Origin of the sequence: Nonomuraea mesophila (assembly GCF_004352805.1) — a bacterium.
Classification (GTDB): domain Bacteria; phylum Actinomycetota; class Actinomycetes; order Streptosporangiales; family Streptosporangiaceae; genus Nonomuraea; species Nonomuraea longispora.
This window is the reverse complement of sequence record NZ_SMLD01000299.1, coordinates 1-5,407: the sequence shown is the minus strand read 5'-3', so window position 1 is coordinate 5,407 and position 5,407 is coordinate 1. Positions and strand designations below refer to the sequence as shown.

1 protein-coding gene is annotated in these 5,407 nt (G+C 76.3%); it reads right to left on the bottom strand.

The features are described from left to right. On the bottom strand, positions 1-5,407 hold a 5,407-nt coding region (locus tag E1295_RS46780; RefSeq protein ID WP_132641657.1), incomplete at both ends, for a non-ribosomal peptide synthetase.

Sequence of the window (5,407 nt, the reverse complement as noted above, 5' to 3'; positions counted from 1 at the left end):
GGGCAGGGGCAGGTCCGCGGGCAGGGGGATCTCGGCGGGCAGGCCGCGCAGCCGCCGTTCCCAGTAGGCGCGGTCGTCGTCGGGCCGCCGGTCGGGCTGCCCGTCGGGCTGCTCATGGGAGCGCAGCCAGAGCGCGTAGTCGGCGTACTGCACCGGCAGCGGCTCCCACTCGGGGGCGTGGCCCGCCAGCCGGGCGGCGTAGGCGGCGTCGAGGTCGCGCAGCAGCGGCCCGTCGGACCACTCGTCCATCGCGATGTGGTGCAGCACCAGGGCCAGCACCGTGTCGCCGGTCTCCTGCTCCTCGATCAGGGTGGCCCGCAGCGGCGCTTCGACGGCCAGGTCGAAGGGCCGGGCGAGGGCTCCGGCGAGCGCGGGCCCGGCGGAGGGGCAGCGCACGACGGTCAGGTCGGCGCCGGGTCCGGCGAGCACCCGCTGGGAGGGCCCCTCGTCGATGACCGTGCGCAAAATCTCGTGCCGCGCCGCCACGTCGCCGAGCGCCTCCCTCAGGGCGCCGGCGTCGACGTGGCCACGCAGCCGGACGACCAGCGGGTAGGTGTAGGCGGTCGAGGCCGGGTGGAGCCGCTGGAGCAGCCAGAGGCGTTCCTGCGCGGGTGAGAGCGGCACGCGCTCGGGGCGCGGGCGGGGGACGAGCGGCGGCCGCGCGGGCCCGTCCGCCGCCGCGAGGCGACCGGCGAGCCCGGCGGGGGTACGCGCGTCGAACAGGTCGCGCAGCGTCAGGTCGGCGTCCGTGGCGGCGCGGACCAGGCCGAGCAGCCGGATGGCCAGCAGCGAGTGCCCGCCCCTGTCGAAGAAGTCGTCCTCGGGCCCCACCTCCCCGCCGTCGCCGAGCGCCTGGCCGAACAGCGCGCACAGCAGCCGTTCGCGCTCGTTCGCGGGCGGCCGGGAGTGGGAGGCGAGCGCGCGGGGCGGGGGCAGCGCGGCGGTGTCCAGCTTGCCGTTGACGGTGAGCGGCAGCGCGTCCACGACCGCGTACGCCGACGGCACCAGGTGACCGGGCAGCACGGCCTTCAGCCCTCGGTGCACCTCGGCGGCCAGCGCGTCGGCGTCCCCGGGCCGGTCGGGCACGAGGTAGGCCACCAGCCGCCCGCCGCCCGCCTGGTCGGGCACGGCCAGCACGGCACTGCGCCGCACGCCGGTCTGCGCGGTGACGGCGGCCTCGACCTCGCCGGGCTCCACCCGGTGACCGCGGATCTTGACCTGGTCGTCGGTACGCCCCAGGAAGTCGAGGTTGCCGTCGCCGCGGACCCGGACCAGGTCGCCGGTCCGGTACATCCGCCCGCCGGGCACGTACGGGTCGGCGACGAACCTCCCGGCGCTCAGCCCAGGACGGCCGAGGTAACCGCGGGCCAGCCCCGCGCCGGCGATGTAGAGTTCCCCGACGGGAGCCGGGCGGAGGAAGGCGTCGAGCACGTAGCAGCGGGTGTTCCTGATCGGCCGCCCGACCGTGGTGGTGGCGCTGTCGCCGGTGCCCGCGCCGAGCGTGTTGATCGTGTACTCGGTCGGCCCGTACAGGTTGTAGCCGTGCACGCCCTCGGCCTCGCGCAGGTCCGACCAGAGCGACTGCGGCACCGCCTCGCCGCCGAGCAGCACCAGGGGCGGGCGGTGCGGCCCGTCGAGCAGGCCCTCGTCGAGCAGGTGCCGGGCGTACGTGGGCGTCACGTTCACCACGTCCACGCGGTGGCGGTGGCAGTAGGCCACCAGCGCCGTGGCGTCCCTGCGCAGCTCCTCGTCGCAGATGTGCACGTGGTGGCCCTCGACCAGCCACAGCAGCTCCTCCCACGACATGTCGAAGGAGAAGGAGACGGTGTGCGCGATGGTGAGGATCCGGCCGCCGGCCGCCTCCACTGTCGGCGTGAAGATCGCCTCGCGGTGGTTGAGCTGCATGTTCGTCAGCCCGCGGTACGGCGTGACCACCCCCTTGGGCCGCCCGGTGGAGCCGGAGGTGTAGATGACGTACGCGGGATGCTCCAGCCGCCCCGCCCGGCGGGGGACCCTGACCGGCCCGGCGTCGCCCGGCACGTCGTCCAGCAGCAGCCTGGCCACGGGGTGGGAGGCGAGCCGCGGCTCCACCGCCCGCGTGGTGACCAGCAGGACGGGCCCGGCGTCGGCCAGCATCGCCAGCAGCCGCTCGTCGGGATGGTCGAGTTCGAGCGGCAGGTACGCCGCGCCGGTGCGGAGCACGGCGAACAACGCGGCCACCATGTCGATGGAGCGGGGCACCGCCAGCGCGACGATCCGCTCCGGCGCGGCTCCCCCGGCCAGCAGCGACCGCGCGATCTGGTTCACTCGCGCGTCCAGCTCGGCGTAGGTCACCGTGCGGTCCTGGAAGGTGAGCGCGGACCTGCCGGGGGTCCGGCCGGCCTGGGCCGCGAGCAGGTCGGCGATCGTGTCGTCGCCGGCGGGCCCGGTGATTCCGTCCATCGCCGGGCTCTCCCCCGGCAGGAGCAGCGGCACGTCGGCCACGCTCGCCTCCGGATCGGCGGCGAGGCGGAGCAGCACGTGCTCCAACCGGGCCAGCAGGGCCCGCGCCCGCTCCGGCGCGACCACGTCACCCCGGTACTCCAGCCGCAGGGTGAGCCGCGCGCCGGGGGTGACCACCCACGTGAGCGGGTAGTGCGTGGCGTCCACGCTGGACACGCCGACGATGCCGTACGCCTCCTCCAGGTCGGTGAAGGTGTCGTCGTCGAGGAAGTTCTGCAGCACGTACAGGCTGTCGAACAGGGTGTCGTGGCCCGCGGCGCGCTGGATGTCCCCGAGGCCCAGGAACTCGTACGGCATCAGCCCGGCGCGCTCGGCCTGGACCCGCCTCATGACGTCCAGCGTGCTCTCGCCGGGGGCGAACCGGACCACGGCGGGCACGGTGTTGAGGAACACGCCGATCGCCGACTCGATGCCGTCCAGCTCGGTCGGCCGCCCGGCGACCGTCGTGCCGAACACGGCGTCGCCGCGGCCCGACGCGTGCGCCAGCACCATGCCGAGCGCGGTGGTGAGCATCGCGTTGAGCGTCACGCCGCGGCGGCGGGCCTGCCCGGTGACCTGCCGGGTCTGTTCCTCCGTCAGCCGCGCCGACAGGCTGGTCGCCGGCACGGGCGCGGTGCCCGCCGCCGCGGGGTACAGCACGGTGGGCTCCACCCCGTCAAGCGCCCGCGCCCACGCGCGGCCCGCCGCTCCGGCGTCCTGGCGGGCCAGCCACGCCAGGTGGTCGGTGAACGTCGCGCCGCCCGTGGGGAGGGCGCCGCGTTCGCCGCGCGAATCGTACAGGGCGAACAGCTCGCGCAGCACCAGCTCGCGTGACCAGCCGTCCCACAGCAACAGGTGGTAGGTGAGGAGCAGGCGGTCGCGCCCGCCGGGCAGGTGCACGACGGTCAGGCGGCACAGCGGCGGGCGGGCCGGGTCGAAGGGCCGCCGCCGGTCCTCCTCCATCACCCCGGGCAGCCTGGAGTCGTCCCCTGACAGGTCGATCACGCCGACGGTGGCGTCGAGGCCCGTGCCGGCCACCGCCACCGGCCGGTGCCCGTCGCCGGCGGCGAAGCCGAGGCGCAGCGCGGGGTGGCGGTCGAGGAGGGCCGCGTACGCCAGGCGCAGCGCCGGCAGGTCGAGGGGGGCGGCGAAGTCGAAGGCGTTCTGCGCCACGTACACGTCGGCGTCGCCGGCGTAGCGCGCCTGGAAGAACAGCCCCTCCTGCAGCGGCGACAGCGCCCACGTCCCGGGCGCGGAGCTCGGCTCGCGCGGCGCCGCACCCCCGCCGCCGGCGATCAGGCGCGCGGCGTCGTCGCGCAGCGCCGCACCCCAGGCGTCGGCGATCAGGCGCGCGTCGTCGGCGCCCAGCCCGCCCTCGGCGTACGTGAACACCGCGTGCAGCTCGGGGCCGTCCGGGGTGTCGTGGCAGGCGACGTTGATCTCCAGCAGGTACGGCGTCCCCAGGTCCGGGTCGGGCGCCACGCGCAGCGCCGCCGTCTCCGGCGCGGTGTCCCAGTCGTGCCTCCCTCCGGCGGGGAACCTGCCGAGGTAGTTGAACAGCAGCTGGGGCGTGCCGAGCCGGGCGAGCGCGGCGGAGGTCCGCGGGTTGCAGTACCGCAGCAGCCCGAACCCGAGCCCGCCGCCGGGGACCGCCCGCAGGGCCTCGCGCACCTCGCCGGGCGTGGCCCGGCCGCCCGGCAGGCGTACGGGGGCGATGGCGGTGAACCAGCCGACCGTCCTGGACAGTCCCGCGTCGCCCGCGCGGCCGTGCCGTTCCAGGTCGAGCAGGAGCGGCGCGTCCGCGTCCCGGCCGGAGGCGGAGCGCCAGCGGGCGACCGCGGTGTGCAGCGCCGCGACGAGCGTCTCGGTGACGTCTCCTCCCTGCCCGGCCGGGACGGTGGTGAGCAGGGGCTTCGTCACGTCGGAGTGCAGGCGCAGCACGTGGTCGCGGGTGGCCCCCACGGTCAGCCCGGTGGCGGGGGTCGCGGGGTCCAGTTCGCCGCCCGGCCGCAGCGTGTCCGCCCAGTGCTCGAACTCGGCCAGCCTGGCCGCCTGGGAGGCGTTCTCGTTCAGCGCCCGCGCGTGGGCGCGCAGGGAGGTGCCGGCCGGGTCGAGCACGGGCCGCTCCCCCGCGGCGACGGCGTCCCACGCCTGCCGCAGGTCGTCGGCGAGGATGCGCCAGGACACCCCGTCGACCGCCAGGTGGTGGACGACGATCAGCAGCCTGCCCTGCCGGTCCGGCCCCCGGTCGAACCAGACCGCCTCGACGATCCGGCCGGCGTCGGGGTCCAGCCGCCCGGCGGCGGCGTCGGACTCGGCGGCGACGAGCGCGTGCAGGCCGTCCTCGTCGTGCCCGCTCGCGTCGACCGCCAGCACGCCGGGCTCCGGCGGCTCACCCGCCGGACGCGCCTCCAGCGACCACAACAGCGGCGAGGGCCTGCTGAGCCTCAGCCGGAGCGCGTCGTGCCGGTCGGTCAGCGCGCGGATCAGCCCGGCGACCTGCTCGTGCGTCATGCCGGGCGGGGTACGGAACAGCTCGGCCTGGTTGAGCCGGGAGATGCCGCCGCCCAACTCGGCCAGCCGGTGCACGATCGGCGTCAGCATGACCTCACCGACGCCGTCGGACCCGGCGGGCTCGGGTACGGCGGGCTGGGGTACGGCGGGCTGGGGTACGGCGGGCTCGGGGTTCTCCGGCGCGGCGGCCAGGGCCAGGGCGGCCGGGGTCCTGTGCACGAACACGTCCTGCGGTGACAGGGGCAGCGCGCGGCGCCTGGCGAGGTTCACCAGCTGGATGGCGACGATGCTGTCACCGCCGAGGTGGAAGAAGTCGTCGTCGGGCGCGGCCTCGGCCACCTGCAGCACCTCCGCGAACAACGCGCACAGCACCGCCACCGGCTCCGCGCCGCCCGCCATCGTCCCGGCGGGC